Origin of the sequence: Pseudomonas flexibilis (assembly GCF_000802425.1) — a bacterium.
GTDB lineage: Bacteria > Pseudomonadota > Gammaproteobacteria > Pseudomonadales > Pseudomonadaceae > Serpens > Serpens flexibilis.
On the sequence record NZ_JRUD01000014.1, the window covers coordinates 193283 to 219635 of the forward strand.

Consider the following 26353-nt stretch of genomic DNA (forward strand, 5'->3'; position numbering starts at 1 on the left):
AGACGTTTGAAAAATTCTACGGCAACGACCCTCTCTCCGCCGTTTGAACCCCGCCGCACCGGCGCCGTGGACGCCCGTGGGCGAGATGAGTATCATGGCGGCCCTCAACGCATCCGTAGCTCAGCTGGATAGAGTACTGCCCTCCGAAGGCAGGGGTCGTGGGTTCGAATCCCGCCGGATGCGCCAGATACACGAAAAGGCCCCAGGAGAAATCCTGGGGCCTTTGTATTTCGGGCATGGAATACGCCCCGACATAATGGCCATACGCCGCCGACCTTGGTTAAGCTCCGCCGCGACTCACGGAGTTCTCACCAAGGATCGAGCATGGCCCCCAGCAGTAACTTCGCCTTCCTCCAGGAACACGACCCCGTCTTCCTGCAGCTCGCCAGTACGGCTGAACAGGTCTTCTCCAGCGATCCCAACACCACGCTCATCAAGCTGCGCCAGCTCGGCGAGGCCCTGGCCCAGGACCTGGCCAGCCGCGCCGGCATCGAATTCGACGCCACGACCACCCAGGCCGATCTGCTCTACAAGCTCGGCCGCGAGATCCAGCTTGATCGCAACATCGTCAGCCTGTTCCATACCCTGCGCATCGAGGGCAACAAGGCCACCCACCAGTTCCGCACCCAGCACCGCGAGGCGCTGGACGGGCTGAAAGTCGCCCGTGAACTCTGCGTCTGGTACCACAAGGCGCTGGGCAAGGCGGGCAGCGGCTTCAAGGCCGGCGCCTTTGTCATGCCCAGCGACCCGAGCGCGCCGCTGCGCGAACTGCACGGCGAGATCGAGCAGCTCCGAGCGCGCCTGCTCGAATCGAACGAACAGCTGGAGTCCAATCAGCAGCTCGCCGAGCTGCTCAGGCGCGAGGCCGAGGAATACGCCGTACTGGCCGAGCAGATGGATGCCGAAGCCCGTCGCTATAAACAGCAGGCCGCCGCTCACGAAGCGGAGCTGGCCCGATTGCGCGCCGAGCATGAACACAGCCTGAAAGCCCTGCGCCAGGAGCTGGAAGCCCAGCCCCAGGCCAGCCAGCAGGTGCTGCACAAGACCCAGCAGGCCAGCAGCAGCTTCGATCTGTCGGAAGACCTCACCCGCATCCTCATCGACCAGCAGCTGATCGACGCCGGCTGGGAAGCCGATTCGCTCGACCTCACCTACAGCAAGGGCGCGCGCCCGGAAAAGGGCAAGAACAAGGCCATCGCCGAATGGCCGACCAGCAGTCCGAAGGCCTGCGCCGACTACGTGCTATTCATCGGCCTCACCCCGGTGGCCATCGTCGAAGCCAAGCGCAAGCGCATCAACATCGCCGACCGCATTCCCCAGGCCGAGCGCTATGCCCGCGACTACCGCGTCAGCGCCGACCAGCACGCGGCCTGGCAATTGGCCGGTCAGGGCCAGCCCTGGGCCGACGGCCAGGGCGGCGGTTTCCAGGTGCCCTTCGCCTTCGCCTGCAACGGCCGCCCCTACATCAAGCAGTTGGCTGAACAGTCCGGCACCTGGTTCCGCGACCTGCGCAGCCCGGCCAACATTCGTCGCCCGCTGCCCAGCTTCCATACTCCGCAAGGCCTGCTCGATCTGCTCAAGCGCAGCCGCAAAGACGCCGAAATCCGCCTCCAGCAAGAAGGCTTCGCCTACCTGAAACTGCGCCCCTATCAGGAAAAGGCCATCCAGGCCGTGGAACAGGCCCTCGCCAACCAGCGGCGCGAGTGCCTGCTGGCCATGGCCACCGGCACCGGCAAGACGCGCACCGTCATCGGCCTGCTCTACCGCTTCCTGAAAGCCGAGCGCTTCAAGCGCATCCTGTTTCTGGTCGACCGCACCGCCCTCGGCCAGCAGGCGCTGGAAGCCTTCAACGACATGCCCCTGGAGCAGAACCAGACGCTGGCGCAGATCTACGACATCAAGACGCTCGGCGACATGGCCGCCGAAGCCGCCACCCGCGTGCAGGTGGCCACCGTGCAGGCGATGGTCAAGCGCATCTTCCAGTCCGACAATCCGCCGCCCATCGACCAGTTCGACTGCATCATCGTCGACGAGGCCCACCGCGGTTACACCCTCGATCAGGAAATGACCGAGGGCGAACTGGCGGTGCGCGATGTCAGCCAGTACCTCTCGCAATACCGCCGCGTGCTCGACTATTTCGACGCCTGCCGCATCGGCCTCACCGCCACCCCGGCCAAGCACACCAGCGAGATCTTCGGCCGCCCGGTGTTCACCTACAGCTACCGCGAAGCCGTGGCGGACGACTGGCTGATCGACCACGAACCACCGATCCGCTACGTCACCCAACTGGCCAAGAACGGCATCCACTTTGCCCAGGGCGAAACCGTCAACCTGCTCGACGCCCAGACGGGGGAAATCGAAACCGCCGAGCTGGAGGACGAGCTCAATTTCCACATCGAGTCGTTCAACCGCAGCGTGATCAACGAATCCTTCGACCGGGTGATCTGCGCGGAGCTGGCCAAGGACCTCGACCCGTTCGGCGAAGAGAAGACCATGGTCTTCTGCGTCAGCCAGAAGCACGCCGAGCGCGTGAAGAACCTGCTCGACGAAGCCTTTTCCGAGCTGTACGAGGCGCAGTACAACCAGGCCGCCGTGCAGATCATCACCGGCCAGAGCGACCGTGTGGAACAGCTCATCCGCTGCTACAAGAACGAGCGCTTTCCCAACATCGCCATCACCGTCGACCTGCTCACCACCGGCATCGACGTGCCGCGCATCGGCAACCTGGTGTTCATGCGCCGCGTGCGCTCGCGCATCCTCTACGAGCAGATGAAGGGCCGCGCCACCCGGCGCTGCGACGAGATCGGCAAGACCGTCTTCCGTATCTTCGACCCGGTGGACCTGTACGCCGCGCTGGAGCCGGTGGACACCATGAAGCCGCTGGTGAAGAACCCGGACATTCCGCTGGAGCAGCTGGTGACGGAGCTGACCGACAGCGCCAGCCTGGAGGCTCCCGGCAGCCAGGAAGGCAGCAGCCATGCCCATGACGTGCTCGACCAGCTCAGCCAGCGCATCATGCGCATCCTGCGCAAGGCGCAGCACAAGGCCGAACACAAGCCGACGCTCAGGCAGCGGCTCGGCGAACTTGAGGAACTGTGGGGCGTCCCGCCCGCCGAGCTGCACAAGCACCTGCATGAACTGGGTCCTCAAGAGGCCGCACGGTTCGTGCGCACCCACACGCGCCTGCTGGAACAACTGGCCAACGTGCAGGCCCTGCTGGCCTCGGAGAATTACCCGGTCATCTCCACTCACGAAGACGAACTGCTGTCCCGCGAGCAGAACTACGGCCAGCATCAGAAGCCGGCGGACTACCTGGAAGACTTCAACGCCTTCATCCGCAACAAGCTCAACCAGTCCGCGGCGCTGGGCGTGGTGGTCAACCGTCCCCGCGACCTGACCCGCGAGCAGCTGCGCGAAGTGCGCCTGCTGCTGGACGACGCCGGCTTCAGCGAAGCCAGCCTGAAGAGCGCCTGGCGCAACGCCACCAACCAGGACATCGCCGCCAGCATCATCGGCTACATCCGCCAGGCCGCCATCGGAGAGGCGCTGATGCCCTTCGAGCAGCGCGTGCAGCAGGCCATGCAGCGCATCTACGCCCTGCACGCCTGGACCCAGCCCCAGCGCAAGTGGCTGGAACGCCTGGCCACGCAGCTGGTGCATGAAGTAGTGCTCGACCGCGACCAGCTCAACGAAGCCTTCGCCACCCACGGCGGCCTGCGCCTGGTGAACAAGCACCTGGATGACCGGCTGGATACCGTGCTGGAGGTGCTGAATGAGCACCTGTGGCCGCAGGTGAGCTAAATGCTTAGTAACGTGCTCGAAGCCCCTTCATCCACGTCGAAGCGCGCATGCACCAATGCGAGCGGACTGGGATTCCGGGGCATTCAGCCAAAGCGGCAAAAGGTATTTCCAGCCATCACCGCTGTACCAAACACCTTGCAAAACGATGCGCTGGTGCATAACCTTGCGCGCAACACACCCGCCATGCCTATGGTTGCCTCGGCAGCTACGCACAAATTGAGCGGGTTTTTTATGCCCGGTAGTTTTCTCGCATGAAGCCCTTCGGCAAGCCCGCCATCGATATTCCTGCGCAGCTAGAACTGCTTAAGCATCGCGGGCTCATCATCCAAGACGAAGACAGAGCGCGCTGTTTCCTGGAGGCCGTCAGCTTCTTTCGTCTCACCCCCTATATGCGCCCATTCCAGCAAACGGACGATGCCGACCACCGTTTCAAACCAAGCACTCGGCTGCATGCCCTTACCCGCCTCTATGACTTCGACCGTCGGCTACGCCTGTTGGTGATGGATGCCATCGAGCGCATTGAGGTCGCCGCTAGAGCGGTTATCAGCAACCACATGGGGCCGAAATATGGCGCGCACTGGTACCTTCAACCCCGCAACTTTCAGCGCGACTATCGTCACCAAGCGCTACTCGACAGCATTCGCGCCAAGCAAGAAAAGGCATTGCAGGATTATCAGCGCGAGTGCAGCCGCATAGATGCCTCCCTCGCGTCAGAGGACCGCAAGTCGCAGCTCAAAAGCCTGCGTGCCAAGGAAAGCTATGCACGCCATTACGCCCTCACCTACAACGATCCCGACCTGATGCCTGGCTGGGCCGCCATGGAAGAGATCACCCTGGGCGAGCTCTCGCATCTATTTAAGGGGCTGGCGCGCGACGCCGACAAAAAGGCCATCGCCAGACGCCTGAATCTGCCAGGTCCTCTGCTGCAATCCTGGCTACATACCCTGACCACCATCCGCAATATCTGCGCGCATCACGCCCGGCTGTGGAATCGCGAGCTGGGCATCCGCCCAGAACTACCTAAAACGGTCAATTTCCCCTGGCCGCAACACCTGCAAAAACCTGGGCAGCACGCCCGTCTGTTCACCGTACTGTGCATCCTTAACCTACTGATGCGCCAAGTCAGCCCACATACCAGCTGGGACAGGCGTTTGCGTGAACTGTTGAGCGAGTTCACCGAAATCAATTTACCGGCAATGGGCTTCCCGCTCGATTGGCAGAACGATCCCTTCTGGCAAGCACCCGGTTAAAAATCCCCACTCAACCCCGTGAGCCGAATAGGCGACTTATTCGGCTCACGTTATGAGCCGATTAGAGAGCGTTGCCATGACCCAATCCGACATCGTCCAGAAGCTCTGGAACCTCTGCGATATCCTGCGTGACGACGGCATCAACTACAGCGACTACGTCACCGAGCTGGTGCTGCTGCTGTTCATCAAGATGGAATACGAGCAGACCCAGAGCGACAGCCGCTTCGCCCACCGCCTGCCCGAAGGCGCGCGCTGGCCGGACCTGACCGGCAAGTCCGGGCTGGTGCTGCTCAACCACTACCGCAAGATGCTGCTGGAGCTGGGCCAGAGCCACGACCCGCTGATCGCCGCCATCTACGCCGACGCGCAGACCCGCCTCAAGGAACCGCGCCACCTGGAGCAACTGGTCAGGAACCTGGACGAACTGGACTGGTTCAGCGCCAAGCAGGACGGCCTGGGCGACCTCTACGAAGGCCTGCTGGAAAAGAACGCCGGGGAAACCAAGTCCGGCGCCGGCCAGTACTTCACCCCGCGCCCGCTGATCGACAGCATCATCCGCTGCATCCAGCCGCAACCGGGGGAAACCGTGCAGGACCCGGCCGCCGGCACGGCGGGCTTCCTGATCGCCGCCGACGCCTACATCAAGCAGCACACCGACGAGCTGTTCGAGCTGCCGCTGGAGAAGCAGCTGTTCCAGCGCCGCAAGGCCTTCATCGGCATCGAACTGGTGCCCGGCACCCGCCGCCTGGCGCTGATGAACTGCCTGCTGCACGGCATGGAAGGCGACGAGGAAGGTGTGGTGCGCCTGGGCAACGCCCTGGGCCAGACCGGCGCCAGCCTGCCCAAGGTGGACGTGATCCTCTCCAACCCGCCGTTCGGCACCGCCAAGGGCGGCGGCGGCCCGACCCGCGACGACCTCACCTACAAGACCAGCAACAAGCAGCTGGCCTTCCTGCAGCACATCTACAGAGGCCTGAAACCCGGCGGGCGCGCCGCCGTGGTACTGCCCGACAACGTGTTGTTCGAAGCCGGCGTGGGCACCGACGTGCGCCGCGACCTGCTGGACAAGTGCAACCTGCACACCCTGCTGCGCCTGCCCACCGGCATCTTCTACGCCCAGGGCGTGAAGACCAACGTGCTGTTCTTCCAGAAGGGCAGCCCTGACGATCCCTACCAGAGCGAAGGCTGCACGAAGCGGGTATGGATCTATGACCTGCGCACCAACATGCCGAGCTTCGGCAAGCGCACCCCGTTCGGCGCCCAGCACCTGAAGCCCTTCGAGGACGCCTACGGCAGCGACCCCAACGGCAACAGCCCGCGCACGGAGAACGTGGAAGGTGCCGGCGAAACCAGCCGCTTCCGCTGTTTCACCCGCGAGCAGATCCGCGAACGTGGCGATTCGCTGGATATCAGCTGGCTCAAGGACGCCGACAGCCTGGACGCCGCCGACCTGCCCGCCCCGGAAGTGCTGGCCGGCGAGGCCATGGCCGAACTGACCGAAGCGCTGCGCGAGCTGGATCAACTGATGCAGGCGCTGGGGGCCGGGGATGAGGCGGAGCAGCAGAAGCGGATGCTGGCGGAGGTGATGGGGTTTGAAGTGGGGACTGGTGCATGAGTAGCGAACTGCCCAGCGGCTGGGTAAGGACAACCATTGGAGAAATCAACGTTTACTCCAGTAGCAACATTGACCCACTGAAAGAGCCAGATCAGGTTTTTGAACTGTACAGCGTTCCAATTTATTCAACGGGGAGGCCGGAGTATCAGCTTGGCCAGGACATTGGGTCGACCAAGCAGGCAGTTGAGCCGGACGATGTGTTGCTGTGCAAAATCAATCCGCGCATCAATCGGGTTTGGATCGTCGGACCGAAATCTGAGTCGCCCCAGATTGGCTCATCTGAATGGGTCGTAATTCGTCAGCCATTGATTCACGCCGGATTTCTGCGCTACCAGCTGAGCGGGCATAGTTTTCGCGAAAAGCTGTGTTCCGAGGTATCCGGGGTTGGTGGCTCTTTGACAAGAGCACAACCAAAGAAGGTAGCAACGTATTCCGTTGTGCTGCCACCGCTCGCCGAACAAACCCGCATCGCCCAAAAACTCGATGAACTACTGGCCCAGGTCGATACCCTCAAGGCCCGCATCGACGCCATCCCCGCGCTGCTCAAACGCTTCCGCCAATCAGTCCTCGCTGCGGCGGTTTCCGGGCGGTTGACGGAGAATTGGCGCAAAGGTGAGCCTGCCAATTGGACCGCGCTTACCATAGCAGACCTTATTGACGGAAAACCAAGAAATGGATATTCGCCCAAAGCTGTTGAGTATGATACAGGAGTAAAAAGCCTGAGTTTGTCAGCCACGACATCGGGCATCTTCAAAGGCGAATATTTCAAATACGTAGACCAAGAAATATCTAAGGAGTCTTATCTATGGCTTCAGCCAGGTGACATTCTTATTCAGCGGGCCAACACCCTAGAATATGTTGGCGTAAGTGCTATTTATGAAGGCGACCCACTGGAATACATTTATCCAGACCTAATGATGAAATGCAGGGCGAAGGATAGAGTTCTAACGAAATTTCTCTATTTCTGCTTATCTAGCCAAAAGGTACGCAAGCACTTCCGAGATCATGCCACCGGGACCGCTGGAAACATGCCGAAAATAAATCAGCACACGGTAATGAATGCTCCAGCTCTTTTACCGCCACTGGCTGAACAAACCGAAATCGTCCGCCGCGTCGAACAGCTCTTCGCCTTCGCCGACCAGCTGGAAGCCAAGGTCGCCACCGCACAGGCCCGCATCGACCGCCTGACCCAGAGCATCCTGGCCAAGGCCTTCCGCGGCGAGCTGGTGCCCCAGGACCCGAACGACGAACCGGCCAGCGTGCTGCTGGAGCGCATCCAGGCCCAGCGCGCCGCCGCGCCCAAGGCCAGGCGCGGCCGCAAGGCCACGGCCTGATGTAGGGCGGTCAAGGCTCGCCGTGGCCGCCGAGCACGGCGGCCAGCCTCATCCACCGCCACTACTCACCCGGCCATCCGCATGCTCAACCTGTGCGTGTCCCGGGCAACGAACGCGGACGGCCCGAGGCTGCATGGCTCCCTTGGCCCCGCATATCTCGCAAACGGACCGGCTTTGCTCGGTAACCCTGTCCAGCAGTTGCCAGTGCTCCGGCCGGACGCTCACCTTGCCGAAGCGCAGCTCTCCAAACTTTTCCTTGAAAAGGCGGATGCTGGAATACGGGCCAGGCCCGCTCGACAACTCCGCACCCAGCCGATCGAGGAGCGAATACCAGCCATTGCCTGCCTCTGCGCGCGTCAGCTCACCAAACACCTGCGGGTAACGTTCCCTTAACGACTCAACCAGCGATACGTCCATGACTCCTTTGCTCCTTCAGACACCTACGCCAGTCGTATAATGCCGAAACGCCATTAAGGAGTCGTTGTGTGTGAATACATCAAACTGGATCGGCCTTTTTAACCGCGCGTTCAAGGCCATGGATTACCGCCTGGAGCAGGTACTGCAACTGCAAAGCTGCCGTGAGCACTGGATTCAGGCCGAACTCAGCCTCTACGCCTATTTCTACGACAATCTGGAAATCTGGACCGACGCCGATATCGGCAACGGCAAAAAGGCCGATCTGTACGCTGTCGATGAGCAGGGAAGAAATACGATGGTTGCCGAGATCAAATGCCTGGGTGACTACTCACAGTCCAAGTGTCTGGAAGGCGACTGGTCCATCCGCAACGATATCGAGCGCTTGCAGCAGGTTGACTGCTCGACCCGTCTTTTCATCCTGGTGATCCCGCATCTGGATGAAGGCCACGCCGAAACCCGTGTGGGAGCGCGGCTCAGAGCGGAAAACTGGGCTGGCCAGGAGGGGCAGGCCGTAGACGTCGCCCTGTCTTCCGCCAGCGTGCGCATCTGGGCTGTCTGAACCTCGTATCGCCGATGGCACACCCTGTCCCACCGTCAGCCGGCGGAACAGGGTTCGGCCCTGACGCTGTTGCGCACCGGGAACAGGCGCACAGCCTCCTCGTCCAGGCGCTCTTAAGATGCCAGGCGCCATCCATGGGACCGAGGCAACGTTCAGGTCCTTCACGCAGCAGGGACCGCCATGATCACCCACGCCATTCTTCAACCCTTGATCAGCGCCATGATCTGGCTGATTCCCATGATGCTGCTGGTGGTGCTGCTGAAAAGCCCGTGGTTCAAGGGCTGGATCGGTGAGCAACTGGTGCGGCTGTCCGCCCATTACCAACTCGACCGCCAGGCTTATCGGCGCCTGCATGACGTAACCCTGTCCACGCCGGATGGCACGACCCAGATCGACCATGTCTTCGTTTCGCCCTTCGGCATCTTCGTGGTGGAAACCAAGAACATGAGCGGCTGGATCTTCGGCGGCGACAAGCAAGCGCAGTGGACCCAGCAAATCTACAAGCGGCGCTTCAGGTTCCAGAACCCGCTGCGGCAGAACTACAAGCACCTCAAGGCGCTGGAAGCAGCGCTAGGCGTCGCACCCGAGCATATTCATTCCGTGATCGTGTTTGTCGGTGGCAGCAGCTTCAAAACGCCAATGCCAGCCAACGTGACGGAAGGAATCGGCTTCATTCGCTACATCCGCGCCTTCCAGCAGCCGGTGTTTTCCGACGCGCAGGTCGAGGCCATGGTTCATGCGCTGCAAGGCGGCCGCCTGGCTCCGACGCTGGCGACGCGGCGCGAGCATGTCGAACGGCTCCGGCAGCGCAGTGATCCGACCGCGACCCGCCAATGCCCGCGCTGCGGCAGCGCGCTGGTCATTCGCAACATCAAGCGCGGTCCGAAGGCCGGTCAGCAATTCTGGGGTTGCAGCACCTTTCCGAAGTGCCGCGCCCAGCAGCCGTTGGGGTAAGGCTTTCAGTTCAGCCTGACCATCGGGCTTTCGTGCAGGCACCGACCGGAAGCTCGCGACTGAAGTCGCTCCTACGGGTCCGGTGTGGATCGGCCTCGTAGGGTGGAAAACTCGCGCAGCGATTGTCCACCGCTCCCCCCAGCGCGGTGCCTTGGTGGAAAAGCCTGCGGCGTTTTCCACCCTACGGTGCCGCTCAGCCAATGGTCATCAGGCTCGCATTGCCCCCCGCCGCCGCGGTGTTCACGCTCAGGGTTCGTTCGATCAGCAAGCGCTCCAGCGGGATGTCCGTGTCGCCGGCAGGCAGGCCGATCACGGCGACCAGCGGACCGTCGCGGCGGGCGAGTTGCTGGCTGATGCCGCGTAGCTGGTCGGCGTCGCCGTGGTGCATCACCGCGTCGAAGGCGACGGCTTCGCCGTTCCAGTCACGAATCAGGCTGATCCGGTCCTGCACGACCCGGGGCAACGCGCCACGCAGCGCGCGGTTGGCTTCGTCGTCGGGCCAGAACAGGTGGTTGCCCACCGCCAGGCCGGCGGCCAGTTGGCAGAGGCGGTCGCCTTCGTCGTTGGCCAGGCTGAGCACGCTCTCCCGGGGCAGCAGCAGGTAACTGTTGCGCTCTCCGGTCGGGCCGTTGAGCACCCGGCTCAGGCCGCTCTGCGAGTCGGCGGCGTAGCGGTCGCACAGCTCCACCAGGGGGCCGCGTTCATGCTGCATCGCCCAGTCGCGCAGGGCGGCCAGCGGTCGGCCGAGCTGGGCGTCCAGTTGCTCGCGCAGGCCGGGGTCGGCGGGGCTCGGTTCGTCGTGGCGGGCGAAGGTTCTGCGCAGGGCGTCCTCGGGTCGGCTGGACAGCAAACGGTACAGGTACAGCGGCCCGCCGGCCTTGGGCCCGGTGCCGGACAGCCCTTCCCCGCCGAACGGCTGCACGCCGACCACCGCGCCGATCATGTTGCGGTTCACGTACAGGTTGCCGGCCTGCACCTGGTCCACCGCCTGGGCGATGGTTTCGTCGATGCGCGTGTGGATGCCGAAGGTCAGCCCGTAACCGGTGCCGTTGATTTGTTCGATCAGCCGGTCCAGGTTCTCGCGTTGATAGCGCACCACGTGGAGGACCGGACCGAACACCTCGCGGCCCAGCTCCTGGATGCTGTCCAGCTCGATCAGCGTGGGCAGCACGAAGGTGCCGTACTGCAGGTTGGCGCCCACGGTGCGCGCCGCCTGGTGGACGCTGTGGCGCCGCTCGCGCATGGCCTGGATATGCCGTTCCAGGCCGGCCTTGGCTTCGGCGTCGATCACCGGGCCGATGTCCACCGCCAGTTGGTCCGGGTTGCCGAGCCGGTATTCGGCCATGGCGCCCTTGAGCATGGTGAGGATTCGGTCGGCCACGTCCTCCTGCAGGCACAGCACGCGCAGCGCCGAGCAGCGCTGACCGGCGCTGTCGAAGGCCGAGGCGACCACGTCGGTGACCACCTGCTCGGCCAGCGCCGAGGAGTCGACGATCATGGCGTTCTGCCCGCCGGTTTCGGCGATCAGCGGCACCGGCCGGCCGCGGGCATCCAGACGGCCGGCGAGGTTGGCGGCGATCAGCCGCGCCACTTCGGTGGAGCCGGTGAAGATCACGCCCTTGACCCGCTCGTCGCGCACCAGCGCATCGCCCACGTCCTCGCCCCGCCCGGGCAGCAGTTGCAGCGCGCCGCGCGGCACGCCGGCCTGGTGCAGCAGGTGCACGGCCTGGGCGGCGATCAGCGGGGTCTGTTCCGCCGGTTTGGCCAGCACCGTGTTGCCGGCGGCCAGCGCGGCGGCCACTTGGCCGGTGAAGATCGCCAGCGGGAAGTTCCACGGGCTGATGCAGACCACCGGGCCGAGCGGCCGGTGGGTGTCGTTGGCGAAGTCGGCGCGCACCTGGGCGGCGTAGTAGCGCAGGAAGTCCACCGCCTCACGCACTTCGCCGATGGCGTTGGCGAAGGTCTTGCCGGCCTCGCGCACGGTGATGCCGACCAGCGCCTGCAGGTCGCCCTCGAACAGGTCGGCGGCCCGTTCGAGGATCTGCGCGCGCTGCTCGGGCGGCGTGGCCTGCCAGCCGGCGCCGGCGCGCTCGGCGGCGGCGACGGCATTGCCCACATCCGCCAGGCTGGCCAGCTTCACCTCGCCGACCTGGTCACGCTGGTCCGCCGGGTTGCGCACCGGCAGCGTCTGGCTGCCGTCGACCGGGCCATCCAGCAGTGGCTCGGCGCGCCAGTCCACATGGGCGCCAGCCAGTAACGCGCCGGACAGCGAACCCAGGCGATGCTCGTTGGACAGGTCGAGGCCGAAGGAATTGAGCCGCGCCTCGCCGTACAGCTGGCGCGGCAGCGGGATGCGCGGGTGCGGCAGGCCCAGAGTGCCCTCCCGGGCCGCCAGGCTTTCCGCCTTGGCCACCGGGTCTTCGACCAGCTCGCGCAGGTTGACGTCCGGGTCGGCGATCAGGTTGACGAACGAGGTGTTGGCGCCGTTTTCCAACAGGCGGCGCACCAGGTAGGCCAGCAGCGTTTCATGGGTGCCGACCGGCGCGTAGATGCGGCACGGGCGGTTCAGCTTGCCGTCGGCCACCTTGCCGACCACCTGTTCATAGAGCGGCTCGCCCATGCCGTGCAGGCACTGGAACTCGTACTGGCCGAGGTAGTAGTTGTTGCCGGCCAGGTGATAGATCGTCGCCATGGTATGGGCGTTGTGGGTGGCGAACTGCGGGAAGATGGCGTCCGGCACGGCCAGCAGCTTGCGCGCACAGGCGATGTAGGACACGTCCGTGTACACCTTGCGGGTGAACACCGGGTAACCCTCCAGGCCGTCCATTTGGGCACGTTTGATCTCGCTGTCCCAGTAAGCGCCCTTGACCAGGCGGATCATCAGGCGGTGTCCGCTGCGCCGCGCCAGGTCGATCAGGTGGTCGACCACGTGGAAGCAGCGCTTCTGGTAGCCCTGGATGACGAAGCCGATCCCGTTCCAGCCGCGCAGCGACGGCTCGAAGCACAGGCGTTCCAGCAGGTCGAGGGAGATTTCCAGGCGGTCGGCTTCCTCGGCGTCGATGTTCAGGCCGATGTCGTACTGGCGCGCCAATTGGGTCAGGCCGAGCACGCGCGGGTACAGCTCGTTGATCACCCGCTCGAACTGCGCGCGGCTGTAGCGCGGGTGCAGCGCGGAGAGCTTGATGGAGATGCCCGGGCCTTCGTAGATGCCGCGTCCGTGGGAGGCCTTGCCGATGGCGTGGATGGCCTGCTCGTAGGAGGCCAGGTAGCGCAGCGCGTCGTCCTCGGTGAGGGCCGCCTCGCCGAGCATGTCGTAGGAGTAGCGGAAGCCCTTGGCCTCCATCTTGCCGGCGTTGGCCAGCGCCTCACCGATGGTTTCGCCGGTGACGAACTGCTCGCCCATCATGCGCATGGCCATGTCCACGCCCTTGCGGATCACCGGCTCGCCGCCCTTGCCGATCAGGCGGTTCAGGGCGCTGGAGAGTCCGGTTTCGGTGTGCGTGGCGACCAGCCGACCGGTGAGCAGCAGTCCCCAGGAGGCGGCGTTGACGAACAGGGAGGGGCTCTGGCCGAGGTGCTGCTGCCAGTTGCCGGCGCTGATCTTGTCGCGGATCAGCGCATCGCGGGTGCCCTTGTCGGGGATGCGCAGCAGGGCCTCGGCCAGGCACATCAGCGCCACGCCTTCCTGGGAGGACAGGGAAAATTCCTGCAGCAGCCCCTGCACCAGCCCGGCGCGGCCCATGCCGGCCTTCTGATTGCGCAGGGTTTCCGCCAGCCGGTAGGCCAGGCTGCTGGCCTTGGTGCTCAGCTCGGCGGGCAGGCGCGCCTGCTCGACCAGCACCGGCACCACTTCCGGTTCGGGTCTCCGGTAGGCCGCCGTGATGGCTTCACGCAGTACGGATTGTGGGTGCACGCTTTCGGCGAAGGCCAGGAAGGGCTGGTAACGGACGTCCTCCCGGGGTTCTTCCTCGAGTTCGTCCGGCAGGCTGTCCTCGGGGGTGTCCGGAACGTCGCCGCGCTCGATCTGTTCCATGTACAGGTGGATGGCCTGCCGGATCAGCCAGTTCGGTGTGCGGTCGATCCGTTGCGCGGCGGCTTCAAGCCGCGCGCGAGTGGTGTCGTCGAGTTTCACGCCAAACGTGCTGCTCATGCTCTGCCCTCCGAACCCTGTTGTCGGTACCCCGGCGCTGGATGGCCTGGCGGCCCGGCTGCTCAACCCTCAACCAGTGTAGCTTTCGAAAAAGCGCAGGGGCGGAGGGCGCGCAGGCCTTGTGGGAGCTCAACCGGCGCGGCGGAAGGTCAGGTTGATGCGTTGCGCGCCCAGCAGTGGATGCTGGCCGTCCTTGAGGGCCAGCACGCCGTGATAGCGCAGCCGATCCTCGCCGCCCCATACCAGCACATCGCCATGCAGCAGCGACACACGCTCCGGTTTGTCGGCGCGGCGCATGCCACCGAACTGGAAGACCGCCGGCAGGCCCAGGGAGACCGAGACGATCGGGGCGGTGAAGTCGCGTTCGTCCTTGTCCTGATGCAGCGACATGCGGGTGCCGGGCAGGTAGCGGTTGATCAGGCAGGCGTCGGGCAGGAAGCCGGGAAAACCGGCTGTGGCAGCGGCCTGTTCGGCCAGTTGGCGGAACGCCGGCGGCAGGGGCGGCCAGGGTTGGCCGGTGTCGGGATCGGTCGGGCTGTAGCGGTAGCCGTGACGGTCGCTGATCCAGCCGAGCGGACCGCAGTTGCTCTGCGCCACGGACATGCGCAGGCCGCCGGGAGTGTGCATGTGGCGAAAGGGGGCGGCGGCTTCGATCAGGCGCAGCTCGGCCAGCAGGGTATCGATCCAGGGCTGGGCGAAGCCGCGCAGCAGCCAGGTGGCGGGGCCCAGCTGAAGGCGATCGGACTGGATGGGCTCGGCGAACAGATCGGTGGTCGGGAACATCGGCATAGCCAGCCTCCCGGAGCGGGATATGAGCCAAGTGTACGCCCGGGACCAAGGCGCAGCGTAGGGCGGACATCGCCGTTTTTGTCCGCCGCAGCATGCATACCGGACGGTGGACAATGAACAACGATGCCCACCCTACGGCTCGTGAATCAGCGCGCGTCGGCAGCCTGCTTGGCTTCCGGCAGGAACCAGTTCATGACCAGCGCGCAGATGCCGCCGGTGGCCACGCCGGATTCCAGCACGCTGCGCAGGCCGGCCGGCAGGTGGGCGAGGAATTCCGGCACCTGGGAGAAGCCCAGGCCCAGGGCCAGCGACACGGAGATGATCAGCAGCGCGCGGCGGTCCAGGTCGATGCCGGCGAGGATGTTGATGCCCGCCGCCGCCACGGCGCCGAACATCACCAGCGCGGCGCCGCCAAGCACCGGCTCCGGCACCGCCTGCAGCACGCCGGCCACCGCCGGGAACAGGCCGAGGATCACCAGCATGGCGGCCAGCCACATGCCGATGTAGCGGCTGGCGATGCCGGTGAGCTGGATGATGCCGTTGTTCTGGGCGAACACCGAGCTGGGGAAGGTGTTGAAGAAACCGGCCAGCAGCGAGTTGGCGCCGTTGACCAGCACGCCGCCCTTGATGCGCTGCATCCACAGCGGGCCTTCCACCGGCTGGCGGGAGATCTTGCTGGTGGCGGTCACGTCGCCGATGGCTTCCAGCGAGGTCACCAGGTAGATCACCACCATGGGGATGAACAGGCTCCACGACCAACCCAGGCCGAAGTGCAGCGGCATCGGCACCTGGAACAGGTCGGCCTCGCGCATGCCGGTGAAGTCCAGGCGGCCCAGGTAGGCGGCCAGCGCATAGCCGGCGGCCAGGGCGATGATGATGGCGCAGCTGCGCAGCCAGACCACCGGGATGCGGTTGAGGATGACGATCAGCGCCAGCACCACGCCGGAGAGCAGCAGGTTCTCGCCGTTGGCGAAGGTGCCGTTGCCCATGGCCGCGTAGCCGCCGCCCATGCTGATCAGGCCGACCTTGATCAGCGTCAGACCGATCATCAGCACCACGATGCCGGTCACCAGCGGGGTGATCAGCCGCTTCACGAACGGCAGCACGCGCGACACGCCCATTTCGATGAAGGAACCGGCGATGACCACGCCGAAGATGGCGGCCATCACGGCTTCCACCGGCATGCCGTCCTTGACCATCAGCACACCGCCGGCGATCAGCGGGCCGACGAAGTTGAAACTGGTGCCCTGCACGATCAGCAGGCCCGCACCGAACGGCCCGAAGCGCCGGCACTGCACGAAGGTGGCGATGCCGGAGATCACCAGCGACATGGAGACGATGATGTTGGTGTCGCGCGGCGACACGCCGATGGCCTGGCAGATCAGCAGGCCCGGGGTGACGATCGGCACGATGATCGCCAGCAGGTGCTGCAGCGCGGCGAGGAAGGCGATCCAGGGGCGCGGACGGTCGTTCAGGCCATAGACCAGATCATGGCGCGGTTCGGCGGAGGTAGGGGAAGTCATGGCAGAGAGCCCGGCTGTAAAAAGCGGCGGATTCTACTCGTGGCGGGCGGCGAGGGACAGAGTGGACGCGTTCGGACGGCCCATCCGGGAGCCGCTGCCTGGTGGACAAGGAAAACGTTGTCCACCCTACGGCAAGTTTTGTCCCGCCCAATGAAAACGCCGCTTCCGGGGAAGCGGCGTTCGGGCGAAGCCAGGGTCGATCAGCGGGTGGCTTCGATCAGCTCCTGCTGGGCCTTGGCGGCGCGGAATTCCTCGTAGAGGATCTCTTCGTTCTGCGGCGACAGCTTGCGCTTGCTCTGGCGCATGATGCTGTCGAACAGGCCCTTGGTGGCCTCCGGCTGCATGGCGACCATCACGCACAGGTTGCGCTGGCCGTTGATGTTCACGAAATCCACCTTGGCCGGACGCGAGCCGACGATGTACTCGTTGGCGACCTGGCGCGAAACGGATTCGAAGGTGCTGCCGGTTTCGTTCTGGCCGCCGCCGGTGGAGCTGCGCTGGTATTCCTTGTCCATGGCCTGGACCTTGATGCCGATTTCCTTGGTCAGGCTGGCACGGGCACTGGCGGTGGCCTGGGCGCGGTCCAGGCTGAAGTTGCCGGTGTCACGCACGCAGCTGGTGGAGGCGATGCCGCCATCGACCATCGGCGCCATGACCCAGTCCGGCAGGCTGGCGCTGGTTTCAACGGGCTTTGTACCGCAACCGGTCAGCACGGCGGCGGTAAGAGCGGTCAGGCAAAACAGCGAAGAGAAACGCTTCATTCGGGAACTCCCTGGGATTTCAGCGGTAAGTCGACGGCACAACGCCGCCAACCGAGGTTGTTATCGACACAGTTACAGCGACCGATAGCCCGGCAGGCGCGAGGCGACCCGCTGGAGGTAGTTGCGGGTTTCCTCGTAGGGCAGCCGGGCGCGCATGTGCTCGAAGTTGGCCTTGGGCGACAGGCGATTGATCTGCTCCGCCGCCTTGTTGATGTTGGTGGTGCCGGTGTAGCTGCGCGCCACATTGCCGGCGCCGGTGTTGTAGGCGGCGATGGCGCAGTACAGGCGGCTTTCCGGATGGGTGATGGCGCGCAGATAGCGCTCCTGCAACAGATGCAGGTAGGCCACGCCCAGTTGGATGTTGCGCTCGGCGTCGTACAGGTACGACGGCGTCACCACACGTGCCGTGCCGTAGACCAGCTCAGTCGCATCCTTGCCCGCCGAGCCGGGCACGATCTGCATCAGGCCGTAGGCCGGAACCGGCGAACGGGCCAGCGGATTGAACGCGCTTTCGGTATGCATCACCGCCAGCACCAGCGCCGGCTCCACGCGCCATTTCTGCGCGAACGGCCGGACCCTCGCCGCATAGTCCTGCGCCTTTTGCGCCGGACGCGAGGCTGGCAGCGGCACGCTGACCGTGACCACACCGTTATCGCTTGTCGTCGTGGCGCTGCCGGCCAGCCGCTCGGCGACTTCCTGGATCTGGCGGCCACTCGGCGCCTGCTGGCCAAACAGCTCGCCCAGGACCAGCCGGTGCTCGCCTTCGCCCTCCAGCGCGGAGTGGGGCGCCGCATTGCGTACCGCTTTCTCCACCGCCACGGATACCGGGTCGTTGCTCGCCGCCTGGGCGACCTCGGTGCCCAGCAGAGTGGCCAGTTCGCGGCGGACCAGCCGGGCGTCAGCGCCACCGGCTTCGGGGGGCAGGCGCAGGGTGATGCGGTTGGTCTCGAAGTCGACGGTCCGCTGGATCGCCTTGTCCTCGCTGTATTCCACCCAGCGGGTCTGGCTGCTCAGCTCGGCGTCACGCCAGTAGACGGACAGCTCGCGCTGACGGGCCTGCACCGCATTGGCATAGCTGTCGCGGTAAGCCTGGAAAGCAGTCTGGAGTTCCCGTTGGTAGGTCGAGAATTCGCTGCCTTGCGTGTCATTGAACGCGGCACGCTCCTGTTCCCGGGCTCGGCGGAAGGACTCGAATTCCATTGCCCAGGCAGGCGCAAATGGCAGGCTCGCCGCAGCTGCCAGGAAATGACGTCTGTTCATGTGTCCCCTTCGCGGCAAAGGCTGCGGAGCCGCGCCCGCTGCCTCAGGCTGATCAGATATCAGCCAGGTGCTTCATCTGGTCCATGAAGCTCTTCTTGTACTGCACGCGAACGGGCTGGCCCAGGCGGATTTTGTCGATCACCTCTTCATCGATGACCACCCAGGCATTGTCGGCGCCGATCTTGTCCGACACAAACGCACTGCCCACGACGAAGCTGTCGACGCTGGCTTCGTTGGTCAGCGGATTGACCGAACGGGTAACGCTCAGCAGCTCCAGCTTCATCCCCTGCTTAAGGCCATGCTTGGTGCCCAGGGTGACCCGCAGGGCATGCTGGCCCTCGCCGGAACGCTGTTCGATCACGTAACCGCGCGGGGCGAAAATGTTGAGGAGATCGGTGCGAATGCTGCCGACGCCACGGGTTGCCGCGGCGCGGACCATCTGCTCGGCGCCGGAGCGCGTCAGGCCACAGTTGCTGCTGCGGGCATCCTCGCTGGTACTGGAACTTCCCTTCAGCTCCACGGAAGTTGCCTCGCGCATGGAAGGCATCTGGTAAATGCGAATGCTGCCGCTCACCGAGCCCGAGTAGTTGCATTTGGCGGGCGTGGTTTGCCAGCGGCCCTTGCTGTCCTGCCAGCTGGAGCTTTCGGTGAAAGAAGAACCGGAGGACGCATCAGATATCACACCGACAATCGCAATATCTGCGATTTCCGGACCCTGGTACTCCAGCTTGCCCCTCATCTCGGCCAGGCGCAGTTCATCCTGGAGCTTGCTTGCGAGCTTGCGGTCGACCAGTTCCACGTGGGTGGCACCCAAGTGTTTCTCGATCTCGCGGGCGATCGTCCCACCGACCTGTGAACTCTTGGCCAGATCGCTGGTGCCATGATCCGCATCGAAAACCACCACACGCGGCGCCTTGCCCGCCAGGGCGGTTTTGCTAGGCATGATGTCGCTGGGTTGCAGGCTCACGGGCTGCATGGCGTCGAGGTTCTTGATGGTGGTTGACGAACACCCGGCCATCGCCAGTGCCATCGTGAGCAGAGCAATCCTCTTCATCGTCCCCTCCCCCGGGGTCATGAGTAATGACATCCCTGAACAGGCAGGGCTTTTACTGAAGGCGTAGGTCGGACAGCACCCTGTCGACCCCGCCGGAAGCCAGGAACTTGCGCAGGGCGTCTTGCAGCGCCCCTTCGTAACTGAGCATGGACAGGCCATTGAGCCGGTAGCTCTGGCGAGCAACCACGCTGTTGCGGTCGTCGACCAGCGCCACCGAAAGATCGACCACGGCGTTCAGGCTGCCAAACATCTCCTGGTTGACCACCGAGCCCTGGATGTCCAGTCGGCCGTCGGCACGGCCCGCGCTGACGGTACGCACCGCCAGCGCCTGACCGATGGCCTCGGCCAGTGGCTTGAACGCCGGTGCGGCTTTCAATTGCAGCGTGAGGTTCTGCAGGCTCTGGTCGCAACCGCGCTGGTAGGCGTCATAGCGCTGCATGGCGGGCGCGGCCTCGAAGGCGCTGTCCGCCGTGGACAGCACCCGGCTCAGCAGGCGGGCCTGATCAATCAGCGCAGGGGCAGATTGGCAGGCCAGGAAGCGGTCGAACGGCCGGGACGTGAGCGTGCCATCCAGCCGCCGGCGCAGGTCTGCCTCAACGGTTTCCAGCTGCAGTTGGGTATCGCGGACGAAATCCTCGCGAGACATTTCCACCAGGACAAAATAGCGGCCACCGACCAGTTCGGCCTGGCGAACGTTGTAGGCGGAGAGCTTGATGTCCTGGATATAGGCTTCGATCGTTTCCTGATAGCTGCGGGTGACGGTATTGCCGGAAATGCCGCCGTGGGAAACGGCGTCGCTGCGGATGCGCGTGCTCAGCTTGCCGGCGATGGAACGCAGCGCCTGTTGCGTGGCCTCGTTCAGGTTCGGGCCTTCGCCGACACCGTAAAAGGCGATGAGGTTGTCCTGGGGCGGGGCGCTGACCCATGCGGGAAGCGCCGCAGCCTGGGCCACATGCGACAGGCTTGCCAGCACCAGCATGGCCGAAAGACCCCAGACCAGGCGCTGCAGCCGCGTGGCCAATTCCATGTGCATCTCCCCGCGCCATGATGCCGCATTGATATTGATGGCGGATTATCATCACAGCGGTCTTCGCTGTCCAGAAAAGTGACCTGCGTCACACTTAGACGAAAAGACGGAAGCAGGGCTTGGACATGGCAATGCACCACGCCCAGGCGCGCATTGCAGTGGACCCATTGGTTGACAGGGATGGCCCGGGGCGGTTGGCGCAGGAGAAACCATGGCCGGCGCTCCGGCCATGCAAGGGCATCAGGCCAGCAGGCTGACCACGTTGTAGCGGTTCAGGTTGGCCTGGCTGACGATGATCTGCGATTGCGCGATATAGCTGTTGGCGCCTGAGCGCAGCACCTTGAGCAGCGAGCCCAGGTAGTTCTGCGCCCACTGCTGCTCGTCACCGTCCAGCTGCTCTCGCAGGAACTGGCGGATGTCCGCTTCACGCTCGCGAATCTGCTCGCGCAGGGCGGCGATGCGGTCCAGGGCGGCGATCACGTTGTCGAGGATGCTGCGCATCTCGCTGGTGGACTCCAGCTGCGAGTCGCTGGGCAGGCCCAGCAAGCCGTCTTCGGCGCTTTCCACACGGGCAAAGCTGTCCTTGGCGAACAGCTTGCCTTCGCCGCGCACGGCCAACTGGTCGCGCAGCGCCGCCCAATCGCTTTCCCGGGCGGAGAACTTCAGCAGACCCTCGTTATCCAGTTCGGCGCGCAGACCGGCCTGGCCCAGGCTGACGTTGAAGCGGCGCAGTACCTGCTCGTCGCTCAGGCCCTCGTCCAGCACCACCGCCAGTGGCTCCGGCAGTTGACGGCCGGCGGTGAACACCAGGGTCTCCTGGCCGGCCTGATGGATCTGGTCGATGGACTCCAGGCCTTGCAGGCTGAAGCGCACACGCACCGGCTCGGTCAACTTGAGCTGGTAACCCGGGTCGATGACGTTGTCATCCAGACGGATGCGCTGCTGCAAGATGGCATTGACCTTCTGCAGCGCCTCGCGGGCGCCGTCCATCTCCGCCGCGCTGGCGGAGGGCGCGCTCAGTTGGCGGCCGAGCTTGAGCTTCAGCTGGCTGAGCCGGGCCTGCACCTGGTTCAGGTAGCTGCTGGCCGACTGCATGGCCGACAGCTGCTGATTGAGCTGCAGACCGTAGGTGCTGCTTTGGCGCGGCGCCGACTCGTTGCGCGGCGTTTCCCGTTCGGTGGCCTGGGTGGCGCCGCTGGCGCGTTGCAGGGCGACACCCTTGAGGTCGGACGTCTGCCGATCCAGCGCAAACGGCGTGACGGCCGGCAGTTGCTTGTCAACCTTCATGGTGTCCCCTTCCCTTACATCAGGTCGAACAGATTCAGACTATGCAGCTTCAGGTAGGACTTCTGGGTCGCCTGCAGCGCCACCTGGTAGTTGGCCAGGTCCAGCGAGGCCTTGGCGTAGTCCAGGGAGGACAGCTCGCCTTCGATCTTCTGGTTTACCAGCGACACGTCGGCCTGGCTGTCCTTGAGCAGCGACAGGGTGTTCTGGCGGCCGCCGAGCTCGGTAATCTGGCTGCTGAGCGAGCCGAGCACCCGGTCCAGGTTGTCGATCGCGTCGCCAATCTCGGTGGTAATGGTGGCAGGGCTGTTCACCATCTGGTCGACCAGCGCATGCAGATCGTTGAGGAAGCCGGGTGCTCCGCTCAGCACCTCGGCGGCCGTTACGTTGTCCTTGATCAGCACGGCATTGGAAACGGCCACTTCGCGATACTTGTCGTTGCCGGTCAGCGCGTAGGTACCGGCCGTCAGGGTGATGGCGGGCTGATCGGTCATGGTGCCGGAGAAGTAGTAACGGCCTTCCTCGTCACGTACGTTCAGGTAGCTGACAAAGGTCTCTTCGAGGCTGGACAGCTCGCTGGCCATGCTGCCCAGATCCTCGTCCGAGTTGCTGCCGCGGTTGGCTGCCCAGAGCAGCAGGTCACGGATTTCCAGCAGGGTATCGGAGCCGGCCTGCAGGTTGGTTTCGGCCGCCGACAGGCGCCCGGACAGCGCCTTGATGTTGGTCTGGTACTGGTTCAGGCTGGCCTCTTCCCGCGCGATGCGCAGCAGGCGCACGCTGGCGATCGGGTCGTCCGATGGCACGATGATTCGATCGCCGGTGGCCATCTGTTGCATCAGCTTGCCGGTGGCGGCCGCGTTGATGCCCAGCGAGCTGTTCATGATGGCGTTGATCTGGGCGTTGGTGATACGCATGGGGCGGTCTCGCTGGCGGATCAGAACATGCCCAGCACGCTGTCGAACAGCGCACCGGCGGTGGTGATGACCTTCAGGTTGGCCTGGTAGGCCTGCTGGTAGTTCATCAGGTTGACGCCTTCCTCATCGAGGTTCACGGCGCTGATGCTGTCGCGCTGGGCCTGGGCCTGATTCAACACCGAGGTGGCTGTTTCCACGTCGGCCTGACCCTGGCGGCTCTTGCTGGCGACACCGCCAAGCAACGTGGCGTAGGCGTCGTTGAGCGTCGTGGTGGCACCATCCACGACAACGGGTGCGCTCTTGAGTCCGATCAGGGTCAACAGGTTGTCGTTGTTGCCCTTCTCGGTAGCGACACCGGCAAAGGCCAGTTCTTCCGGCTGGAGATCGTTGACGGTCAGCACCTGGGAGATACTGGTGGGGTCATAGGTAAACAGCGGTTGACCCGCAGCGCCGTTGAGATCGAACCCCGCGGCAAGTGCAGTGTTGAACGTGGTGGCCAACTGGCTGGCAATTTCACTGATGGTCTGCTGGCTAGACCGCAGCGAGTTGTATTCGGCTTCGTACAGGCCACCCAGCTGGCCACCCCAGACATCCCGGCTCAACGGGAACTGGGTTCCGGCGAATTCAAGAGAGAAATCCTGATGATTGTTCGCCAGTGTGGTCAACTCCACCGAGGCGGCAGTCGGGCCCGCCACCAGCGGCTGTCCGTTCGCCAGCGACACGCTGAAGCTACCGTCGGCGGCCTCCTGAACGCGGATATCAGCCAGCTCGGCCAGGTCCTGGACCAGCTTGTCTCGCTGATCGCGCAGCGCCTTGGCGTCGCCATTGGACGCCTCGACGTGGGTGATGCGCTTGTTCAGCGCAGCCAGGTTGCTAGTCAGGCCGTTGAGCTCGACGACGATCGCCTCGCGCTGGCCGCGCAGGCCGTTGAGCTGGGTCTCGATGTTGTTGCTCAGGCCGTTGACGCGCTGGGCCAGGTTGCGCGCCTCGTTGAGAATCTGCTGGCGCAGGGCGATGGAGTCCGGCGTGGACGTGGCCTCGCTAAGCGCAGCGTAGAAATTGTCGAGGCCGCCGCTGATGTTGGAGCCCTCGCTGGCCATCAGGGTTTCCAGCGCACTGACGTACTTCTGCTGGCTCTCGGTGAAGCTCTCCTGGGAGGTCGCGCGCCACAGCTGCCGATTGACGAAGTCGTCGGCGATGCGGCGAATGTTGTTGACCTGCACGCCACGACCGCTGCTCAGGGCGGTATGCCCGCTCAGCGAGCCCATTTCCACGCCCAAACGGCTGTAGCCGGGGGTCTTGACGTTGGCGACGTTCTGGCCGGTGGCGGTCAGCGCCACCTGCATGGCGCGAACGCCGCTATAGCCGATCTGGCTCAAGAGACTCACGAGCGATTCTCCTTGGTGTCAGGGCGAATCGGCAGGGCAAAGGCCGCCGATGCGTGCGTGGACGCACCGCTGGGTGGGTCTATCCCGACCGGGTCCGTCATCTGTTGATCCTGAAAGGCGACCGCATCGTCCGCGGACTTAAATGCCCCCGTTTGCGACCAGCTGCCGCCAATCGGCGCCTGCATGGCCTGGCTGGGTCGTGGCTCGCCTCCCATCTGTTCGACGATCATGCTGGCGATGCCGGTCTGGCGCTGGCCGGCCAGGTGCTCGGCCAGTACTTCGTCATAGAAGTCACGCATGGTGTCCAGCTCGCGACTGCGCATCAGGCTGTCCTCGGACAGCACATCGCCGGCCTTGCGCATCTGCTTGAGGATCTGCTGCAGGAACATCGCCTCGAACTGCTCGGCGGCCGCCTGCAACTGGTCATTGCGCGAGATGCCGGTCACCTCGGGATTGTTGCGCCAGCTCTGCAGGCTGCCCGGAAGGGAAAGAATGCTCATGGTCAGATCACGATCAGTTCGGCGTTGAGCGCCCCGGCGCGTTCCAGCGCCTGGAGGATGCTCATCACATCATCCGGGGTGGCGCCCAGGCTGTTCACGGTGTTGATGATGCTGTCCAGGCTGGCCCCGTCAGGCCACTTGAACATGGCGTTGCGATCCTGGGCGACTTCCACCTGCGAGCGCGGCACCACGGCCGTCTGGCCCTCGCTGAAGGGAGCCGGCTGGCTGACCTGCGGGGTTTCGCTGATGGTGACGGTGAGGTTGCCATGGGCAACGGCGGCAGCCTTGACGCGCACACCCTCGCCCATGACCACCGTGCCGGTGCGGCTGTTGAATACCACCTTGGGACGTTCGCGGCCTTCGTCGACATCGATCATTTCCAGCAGCGCCATGAAGCTCATGCGCTGGGTACTGGTGACTGGGGCACGCACCGAAACCTTGGTAGCGTTCAGGGCGCTGGCCACGTTGCCGCCGATCTGGTCGTTGATCGCCCGCACGATGTTGGTGACCGTCTGGAAACCGGGATTGCGCAGGTTGAGCATGACCTCCGGGCGGTCGGCGAAGTCGCTGTCGATGCTCCGCTCGATGGTGGCGCCGTTGGGCACCCGGCCGGTGGTGGCGCTGTTGATCGCCACGCTGGAGCCGCTGTTGCCTTCGGCCTTCAGGCCGCCGACCACCAGGTTGCCCTGGGCCAGCGCGTAGACCTCGCCATCAACGCCGCGCAGCGGAGTGAGCAGCAACTGGCCGCCACGCAGGCTCTTCGCATCGCCCAGCGAAGAAACCGTCACATCAATGGTCTGCCCCGGGCCGTAGGACGGCGGCACGCTGGCGGTGACCGTGACCGCGGCGACGTTCTTCAGCTTGGGGTCGACGTTGGGCGGCAGGTTGACGCCGAACTGCTGGATCAGGTTGGTCACCGACTGGCTGGTGAACTTCACCTGGTTCTTGTCACCGGTGCCGTCCAGACCGACCACCAGGCCGTAACCGATGAGCTGGTTCTCGCGAATGCCTTCGACATCCACCAGATCCATCAGCGGCACCGCCCGCACGGCGGCGGGCAGCATCAGCAGGAACAGGAGGGGAAACAGCTTGCGCATGGCATACACCGTCAGAAGGGGAACCAGGGGCTGGTGAAGAAGCGCGTCAGCCAGCCGGCAGAGTTGCTGTCGTTGAGCACGCCCTTGCCGGCGTAGGAAATGCGCGCATCGGCGATGCTCTGGGAGGACACCTGGTTGTAGCGGTTGATGTCCTCGGGTCGCACCAGGCCGCTGAGGCGGATGAACTCGTCACCCTGGTTCAGGCGCAGGCTCTTCTCGCCACGCACCAGCAGCACACCGTTGGGCAGCACTTGATGCACGGTCACCGCAATGGCGCCAGCCAGGCTGTTCTGTTGCGAACTGCGCGCCGAGCCGGTGAAGTCACGCTCGCCGCTGGCCGAACTTTCCAGACGCTCGTAGGTGTTTCCGAACAAGGTGGGGATACCAATGCCGACCGAGGCCTCCTTGCCGAAGCTGGTGCCGGCGCTCTTGCTCGACTGGGTCTGCTCGTTGAGCACCACGGTCAGGATGTCGCCCACCTGGAAGGCGCGCTTGTCGTACATCAGCGCGCTGCCGTTGCCGCGATAGAGGCCGCCGGCAACCGGCTTGGGCTGCTGGTAGTCCAGGGCCGGCGGCTGGTAGAGGCTGGCGTCCTCGGTCTCTTCGCGCAGCTCGTGAAAGCTGGCGCAACCGCCGAGCAGCAGCGCAAGGGTGAGCGTCAGGGTGCGTTTCATGG

At 64.5% G+C, this 26353-nt stretch carries 20 protein-coding genes, 1 tRNA gene and 1 pseudogene; 8 read left to right on the forward strand and 14 right to left on the reverse strand.

The features are described 5' to 3' along the window. Positions 1 to 109: 109 nt before the first annotated feature. The 6 genes from SF06_RS10235 (at position 110) to SF06_RS18000 (ending at position 8000) form a co-directional block, all read left to right on the forward strand. Positions 110 to 186 (forward strand) — tRNA-Arg (locus SF06_RS10235). Positions 187 to 324: 138 nt separating this feature from the next. Continuing rightward, a complete protein-coding gene (gene hsdR, locus SF06_RS10240) occupies positions 325 to 3801 on the forward strand; it encodes a type I restriction-modification system endonuclease (protein WP_039561191.1) in 3477 nt (1158 codons plus the stop codon). Beyond that, on the forward strand, positions 3802 to 4056 hold the full coding sequence (locus SF06_RS18305; RefSeq protein WP_139326690.1) for a hypothetical protein: 255 nt from the start codon (positions 3802 to 3804) through the stop codon (positions 4054 to 4056). Continuing rightward, positions 4053 to 5051: an Abi family protein gene (locus SF06_RS10245; protein WP_039561192.1), complete on the forward strand. Its 999-nt coding sequence runs from the start codon at positions 4053 to 4055 to the stop codon at positions 5049 to 5051. Before SF06_RS18305 ends, SF06_RS10245 begins: the two co-directional genes overlap by 4 nt. Before the next feature lie 76 nt (positions 5052 to 5127). After that, positions 5128 to 6666 (forward strand): class I SAM-dependent DNA methyltransferase, encoded by a 1539-nt coding sequence (locus tag SF06_RS10250; RefSeq protein WP_039561195.1) that lies wholly within the window; start codon positions 5128 to 5130, stop codon positions 6664 to 6666. Then, on the forward strand, positions 6663 to 8000 hold the full coding sequence (locus SF06_RS18000; protein WP_076380821.1) for a restriction endonuclease subunit S: 1338 nt from the start codon (positions 6663 to 6665) through the stop codon (positions 7998 to 8000). The genes SF06_RS10250 and SF06_RS18000 overlap by 4 nt, the downstream gene beginning before the upstream one ends. A gap of 48 nt (positions 8001 to 8048) precedes the next feature. Here the strand turns inward: SF06_RS18000 and SF06_RS10260 are convergent, their stop codons facing one another. Beyond that, positions 8049 to 8417 carry a hypothetical protein gene (locus SF06_RS10260; protein WP_027588852.1) on the reverse strand — a complete coding sequence of 123 codons (369 nt, stop codon included), beginning with the start codon at positions 8415 to 8417 and terminating at the stop codon, positions 8049 to 8051. Positions 8418 to 8487: 70 nt separating this feature from the next. On the opposite strand from SF06_RS10260, the gene SF06_RS10265 reads away from it, so the two are divergent. Together SF06_RS10265 and SF06_RS10270 are read left to right on the forward strand one after the other, a co-directional pair. After that, positions 8488 to 8976 carry a hypothetical protein gene (locus tag SF06_RS10265; protein ID WP_027588853.1) on the forward strand — a complete coding sequence of 163 codons (489 nt, stop codon included), beginning with the start codon at positions 8488 to 8490 and terminating at the stop codon, positions 8974 to 8976. Between the two features lie 180 nt (positions 8977 to 9156). Next, on the forward strand, positions 9157 to 9930 hold the full coding sequence (locus tag SF06_RS10270; protein WP_039561198.1) for a nuclease-related domain-containing protein: 774 nt from the start codon (positions 9157 to 9159) through the stop codon (positions 9928 to 9930). Between the two features lie 193 nt (positions 9931 to 10123). Here SF06_RS10270 and putA read toward each other — a convergent pair whose 3' ends face one another. The 13 genes and pseudogenes from putA to flgH all read right to left on the reverse strand — a co-directional run bounded on the left by putA (position 10124) and on the right by flgH (position 26351). Then, entirely contained in the window at positions 10124 to 14080 is a 3957-nt protein-coding gene (putA, locus tag SF06_RS10275; protein WP_039561199.1) for a trifunctional transcriptional regulator/proline dehydrogenase/L-glutamate gamma-semialdehyde dehydrogenase, read from the reverse strand. 129 nt (positions 14081 to 14209) lie between these two features. Then, positions 14210 to 14869, reverse strand: coding sequence for a DNA oxidative demethylase AlkB (alkB, locus tag SF06_RS10280; RefSeq protein ID WP_039561201.1), 660 nt, complete (start codon positions 14867 to 14869; stop codon positions 14210 to 14212). Positions 14870 to 15015: 146 nt separating this feature from the next. Continuing rightward, positions 15016 to 16392 carry a nucleobase:cation symporter-2 family protein gene (locus SF06_RS10285; protein WP_027588857.1) on the reverse strand — a complete coding sequence of 459 codons (1377 nt, stop codon included), beginning with the start codon at positions 16390 to 16392 and terminating at the stop codon, positions 15016 to 15018. A gap of 200 nt (positions 16393 to 16592) precedes the next feature. Continuing rightward, complete coding sequence (locus tag SF06_RS10290; RefSeq protein WP_039561203.1) at positions 16593 to 17153, reverse strand: hypothetical protein; 561 nt, start codon at positions 17151 to 17153, stop codon at positions 16593 to 16595. Positions 17154 to 17225: 72 nt separating this feature from the next. After that, complete coding sequence (locus SF06_RS10295; protein ID WP_081993419.1) at positions 17226 to 18413, reverse strand: transglycosylase SLT domain-containing protein; 1188 nt, start codon at positions 18411 to 18413, stop codon at positions 17226 to 17228. Between the two features lie 52 nt (positions 18414 to 18465). Then, entirely contained in the window at positions 18466 to 19467 is a 1002-nt protein-coding gene (locus SF06_RS10300) for a hypothetical protein (RefSeq protein WP_139182013.1), read from the reverse strand. 52 nt (positions 19468 to 19519) lie between these two features. Then, positions 19520 to 20494, reverse strand: a complete 975-nt coding sequence (locus SF06_RS10305) for an LPP20 family lipoprotein (RefSeq protein ID WP_039561209.1) — start codon at positions 20492 to 20494, stop codon at positions 19520 to 19522. A gap of 240 nt (positions 20495 to 20734) precedes the next feature. Next, the gene (locus SF06_RS10310; protein ID WP_039561211.1) at positions 20735 to 21781 is read right to left on the reverse strand and encodes a hypothetical protein; all 1047 of its coding nucleotides are present in this window, start codon (positions 21779 to 21781) and stop codon (positions 20735 to 20737) included. 14 nt (positions 21782 to 21795) lie between these two features. Then, entirely contained in the window at positions 21796 to 22692 is an 897-nt protein-coding gene (gene flgL / locus SF06_RS10315) for a flagellar hook-associated protein FlgL (RefSeq protein ID WP_039561212.1), read from the reverse strand. Positions 22693 to 22712: 20 nt separating this feature from the next. After that, positions 22713 to 24080 carry a flagellar hook-associated protein FlgK gene (gene flgK / locus SF06_RS10320; RefSeq protein WP_039561214.1) on the reverse strand — a complete coding sequence of 456 codons (1368 nt, stop codon included), beginning with the start codon at positions 24078 to 24080 and terminating at the stop codon, positions 22713 to 22715. A 203-nt stretch (positions 24081 to 24283) separates the two neighbouring features. Beyond that, positions 24284 to 24580, reverse strand: a pseudogene (locus tag SF06_RS18310) (rod-binding protein); the annotation flags it as partial. Positions 24581 to 24582: 2 nt separating this feature from the next. Beyond that, a complete protein-coding gene (locus SF06_RS10330) occupies positions 24583 to 25677 on the reverse strand; it encodes a flagellar basal body P-ring protein FlgI (protein ID WP_027588865.1) in 1095 nt (364 codons plus the stop codon). An 11-nt stretch (positions 25678 to 25688) separates the two neighbouring features. Further along, positions 25689 to 26351: a flagellar basal body L-ring protein FlgH gene (flgH, locus tag SF06_RS10335; RefSeq protein WP_027588866.1), complete on the reverse strand. Its 663-nt coding sequence runs from the start codon at positions 26349 to 26351 to the stop codon at positions 25689 to 25691. Positions 26352 to 26353 lie beyond the last annotated feature (2 nt).

What these genes read in the sequence shown, in the direction of transcription:
- SF06_RS10300 (WP_139182013.1), bottom strand. Translation starts at nt 19,467, where the DNA reads ATGAAGAGGATTGCTCTGCTCACGATGGCACTGGCGATGGCCGGGTGT.
- SF06_RS10285 (WP_027588857.1), bottom strand. Translation starts at nt 16,392, where the DNA reads ATGACTTCCCCTACCTCCGCCGAACCGCGCCATGATCTGGTCTATGGC.
- alkB (WP_039561201.1), bottom strand. Translation starts at nt 14,869, where the DNA reads ATGCCGATGTTCCCGACCACCGATCTGTTCGCCGAGCCCATCCAGTCC.
- SF06_RS10305 (WP_039561209.1), bottom strand. Translation starts at nt 20,494, where the DNA reads ATGGAATTGGCCACGCGGCTGCAGCGCCTGGTCTGGGGTCTTTCGGCC.
- SF06_RS18000 (WP_076380821.1), top strand. Translation starts at nt 6,663, where the DNA reads ATGAGTAGCGAACTGCCCAGCGGCTGGGTAAGGACAACCATTGGAGAA.
- SF06_RS10290 (WP_039561203.1), bottom strand. Translation starts at nt 17,153, where the DNA reads ATGAAGCGTTTCTCTTCGCTGTTTTGCCTGACCGCTCTTACCGCCGCC.
- SF06_RS10330 (WP_027588865.1), bottom strand. Translation starts at nt 25,677, where the DNA reads ATGCGCAAGCTGTTTCCCCTCCTGTTCCTGCTGATGCTGCCCGCCGCC.
- flgL (WP_039561212.1), bottom strand. Translation starts at nt 22,692, where the DNA reads ATGCGTATCACCAACGCCCAGATCAACGCCATCATGAACAGCTCGCTG.
- SF06_RS10295 (WP_081993419.1), bottom strand. Translation starts at nt 18,413, where the DNA reads ATGAACAGACGTCATTTCCTGGCAGCTGCGGCGAGCCTGCCATTTGCG.
- SF06_RS10270 (WP_039561198.1), top strand. Translation starts at nt 9,157, where the DNA reads ATGATCACCCACGCCATTCTTCAACCCTTGATCAGCGCCATGATCTGG.
- SF06_RS18305 (WP_139326690.1), top strand. Translation starts at nt 3,802, where the DNA reads ATGCTTAGTAACGTGCTCGAAGCCCCTTCATCCACGTCGAAGCGCGCA.
- SF06_RS10310 (WP_039561211.1), bottom strand. Translation starts at nt 21,781, where the DNA reads ATGAAGGTTGACAAGCAACTGCCGGCCGTCACGCCGTTTGCGCTGGAT.
- putA (WP_039561199.1), bottom strand. Translation starts at nt 14,080, where the DNA reads ATGAGCAGCACGTTTGGCGTGAAACTCGACGACACCACTCGCGCGCGG.
- SF06_RS10260 (WP_027588852.1), bottom strand. Translation starts at nt 8,417, where the DNA reads ATGGACGTATCGCTGGTTGAGTCGTTAAGGGAACGTTACCCGCAGGTG.
- SF06_RS10250 (WP_039561195.1), top strand. Translation starts at nt 5,128, where the DNA reads ATGACCCAATCCGACATCGTCCAGAAGCTCTGGAACCTCTGCGATATC.
- SF06_RS10245 (WP_039561192.1), top strand. Translation starts at nt 4,053, where the DNA reads ATGAAGCCCTTCGGCAAGCCCGCCATCGATATTCCTGCGCAGCTAGAA.
- hsdR (WP_039561191.1), top strand. Translation starts at nt 325, where the DNA reads ATGGCCCCCAGCAGTAACTTCGCCTTCCTCCAGGAACACGACCCCGTC.
- flgH (WP_027588866.1), bottom strand. Translation starts at nt 26,351, where the DNA reads ATGAAACGCACCCTGACGCTCACCCTTGCGCTGCTGCTCGGCGGTTGC.